Origin of the sequence: Pigmentiphaga sp., assembly GCF_019689535.1 — a bacterium.
Taxonomy (GTDB): domain Bacteria; phylum Pseudomonadota; class Gammaproteobacteria; order Burkholderiales; family Burkholderiaceae_B; genus Pigmentiphaga.
Window position 1 is genome coordinate 1 of record NZ_JADGHH010000299.1, and the last position, 2,978, is coordinate 2,978.

Below are 2,978 nucleotides of genomic sequence, written 5' to 3' on the forward strand. Positions count from 1 at the left end.
AAGGGCGTGCGGGTCGAAATCGATTGCGTCGCCTACCTGGGTTGAGGAGGTAACGATGTTCAAGATGCCCATCGTCGACTTGATGAAGCAGGGAGACGAACTCGCCGCGAGCGGCAAACGCGTCGCCGTGCTCTGGCAAGAACCCGAATCCCTGGTGTTCCTCGCGCGGGGGCGGGAATACCGCAGCGAATTCCACATCAACCCCAGCGACGAAATGATGTACATGGTCAAGGGGCAGATGAACCTGCACTACAGGACGCCCGAAGGCAAGGAGGAGATCGCCGTGCTGCCGCAGGGCTCGGTCATCTACACCCCGGCCGGCATCCCGCACTCGCCCCGCTTCCCGCCGGATGCCTACCTGCTGGTGCAGGAGCGCAAGCGCCGGCCGGGAGAAATCGACCGCTTCCAGTGGTTCTGCCCGAACTGCGACGCCTTCCTGCACGAAGAGTCCTGCCACGTCGACGACTACCGCGCCGACCCGGTGTCCAAGGCTTATCAGCGCTTCTTCGACAATGAAGAGTTCCGCACGTGCAAGTCCTGCGGGACGGTGATGCCGCGGCCTTGAGGTAGCAATCGCGTTCCGTGCGTCATCCAGGGCATGCCCCGGATGGCGCGTCAGCCGCGCGAAGACAATTTATTGTCAGGGCGCTCTTTCGCTGGGCGCGTGGCACGACGAACGTCTTCCCGCTTGCGCCCCGATCCTGGGGAGGGCGCTCCCGTCTTGCCCGCAGCCGATCGACCTGCCTGGCTACGCCCGCCGCCCTCGCGATTTGCGCGGGGACCGCGCTCGTGCGAGCGTGGCGGCCGCGGCGCCCGCTCCTCCCGGTCCGGAGCCGTCACGACGAAGGCGGGAAGCGGCTCGCGATCGATCTTCCTCTTGATCAGTTTTTCGATGTCGGCAAGCAGCTTGGTTTCCTCGGCATCGACGAGCGACACGGCCGAACCCGTCGCCCCGGCGCGGCCCGTACGGCCGATGCGGTGCACGTAATCCTCGGGCACGTTGGGCAGCTCGAAATTCACGACCTGGGGCAGTTGCTCGATGTCCAGGCCGCGCGCGGCGATGTCTGTCGCCACGAGCACTTCCACCGAACCGTCCTTGAACCCGGCTAGCGCCTTCGTGCGGGCCGACTGGCTCTTGTTGCCGTGGATGGCGGCAGCGGGAACGCCGTCCTTGACGAGCTTCTCGGCCAGGCGGTTAGCGCCGTGCTTGGTCCGCGTGAAGACGAGCACCTGCTTCCAGCCGTTGCTGCGCACCAGGTGGCTGAGGAGGTCGCGCTTTTGCTCCTTCGGCACCAGCAGCACCGTTTGCCGCACGAGCTCGGATGCCGTATTGCGGCGGGCGACCGAGACCTCTTCAGGATCGTTCAGCACCCCTTTGGCGAGCGCCCGGATGTCGTCGGAGAACGTCGCGGAAAACAACAGGTTCTGCCGCTTGGTCGGGAGCTGGGCGAGGATCTTGCGGATGTCGCGGATGAAGCCCATGTCGAGCATGCGGTCGGCTTCATCGAGCACCAGGATTTCCACGCCCGACAAATCCAGCGTCTTCTGGCCGACGTGATCGAGCAGCCGTCCCGGGGTCGCGACGAGGATGTCGAGCGGCTTTTTCAGGGCGGCGATTTGCGGGTTGATGTTGACGCCGCCGAACATGACCATGGACTTGAGCGGCAGGTATTTGCCATAGGCCTGCACCGATTCTTCCACTTGCGCGGTCAGTTCGCGCGTCGGCGTCAGGATCAGGCAGCGGGGCCGGCCGGGCCGAAGCTGGGCAGGGCGGTTGCGCGACAACAAGTGCAACAGGGGCAACGTGAAGCCGGCGGTCTTGCCGGTCCCGGTCTGCGCCGCGGCCAGCAGGTCGCGGCCCTTGAGCACGAGCGGGATGGCCTGCGCCTGGATGGGTGTAGGGTGGGTGTAGCCAACGTCGGCAATAGCGCGCAGCAACGGCTCGGCCAAGCCGAGATCGACGAATGAAACTTCGGAAGTAATCAAGAAAACTCCAGCGACGGCCCGTCGCTCAAGCTGAGAGACTCCAATCGAGGCTGACGTGCGAAAAACTGGGAAAGGGAATCCGGATGCGGTGCGGCGCAGAGGCCGGGCCGGAGGGCGTCCGTATTGGAGCCGGACGTGGTGCATTGTACCCGCTTACGGCGACCTAGTGTTAACCCTAGTGACGAGTCGCCTCAGTAGGCGTATATTTAGCGTTGTTTCACTATTAAACTCGCGTTTTATATATAAAACGCCAGCCAGTGACAGCGAACGAGTTTCCGGCGGGCACGATTCGGCCCGCCCCCATCCGCTTTAGCGGCAATGCCGCGCATGCAGGAGTACACCATGACGGATATGTCTGAACAACAACAAGTCGCCCGCAGCTGGGACCGCCCGGAAGGCGCCGACTTCAAGACCTGGATGGAAACGCGCATCGCGCGTTTCTCCACCCGTAAATACGATTGGGATGCCCTGAAGTTCCAGGCCGATTTCGATCCCAAGTATCGCCGCGCCCAAATGCGCTACGTGGGCACGGGCGGTACTGGCGTTGCCTCTGACTCCAACACCGTGCCGTCGGAACACTTCACGTTCTCGACCATGGTGATCCCGGCCGGCCATGAAGGCCCCCCGCACGTGCACGTGGACGTCGAAGAAGTCTTCTTCGTGCTGCGTGGCAAGCTCAAGGTGATCCTGGAGAAGGACGGCGAACGCTACGAAACCATCCTGAGCGACCGCGACCTCATCTCGGTACCCCCCGGCGTGTATCGCGAAGAAATCAACATCGGCGATGAAGACGCCCTGATGTGCGTGATGCTGGGCGCCAAGAAGCCCATCACGCCGACGTATCCGCCGGAACACCCGCTGGCCAAGATCAAGCGGTCGTAATCCGCGCCAGGCGCAATTCCCGCGCTGTAGCGTCGCGACGGGCGGTGCGGGCGGGCCGGGGGGGGTGGCCGCCCCCCCCCCCCCCGAAAAGGGCGGGGGCAACGGGCCGG

The 2,978-nt window shown here is 64.2% G+C and carries 3 protein-coding genes; 2 read left to right on the forward strand and 1 reads right to left on the reverse strand.

What is annotated here, in order from left to right:
- Positions 1–55 precede the first annotated feature (55 nt).
- Positions 56–565, forward strand: a complete 510-nt coding sequence (locus IRZ12_RS16925; RefSeq protein ID WP_296471064.1) for a cupin domain-containing protein — start codon at positions 56–58, stop codon at positions 563–565.
- A gap of 50 nt (positions 566–615) precedes the next feature.
- Here the strand turns inward: IRZ12_RS16925 and IRZ12_RS16930 are convergent, their stop codons facing one another.
- Entirely contained in the window at positions 616–1,983 is a 1,368-nt protein-coding gene (locus IRZ12_RS16930; RefSeq protein WP_296471070.1) for a DEAD/DEAH box helicase, read from the reverse strand.
- Positions 1,984–2,328: 345 nt separating this feature from the next.
- On the opposite strand from IRZ12_RS16930, the gene IRZ12_RS16935 reads away from it, so the two are divergent.
- Positions 2,329–2,868 (forward strand): cupin domain-containing protein, encoded by a 540-nt coding sequence (locus IRZ12_RS16935; RefSeq protein WP_296471067.1) that lies wholly within the window; start codon positions 2,329–2,331, stop codon positions 2,866–2,868.
- Positions 2,869–2,978: the final 110 nt, after the last annotated feature.

Bases quoted from the DNA above. Each gene is read 5' to 3' on its own strand.
- IRZ12_RS16935 (WP_296471067.1), top strand. From the start codon at position 2,329: ATGACGGATATGTCTGAACAACAACAAGTCGCCCGCAGCTGGGACCGC.
- IRZ12_RS16925 (WP_296471064.1), top strand. From the start codon at position 56: ATGTTCAAGATGCCCATCGTCGACTTGATGAAGCAGGGAGACGAACTC.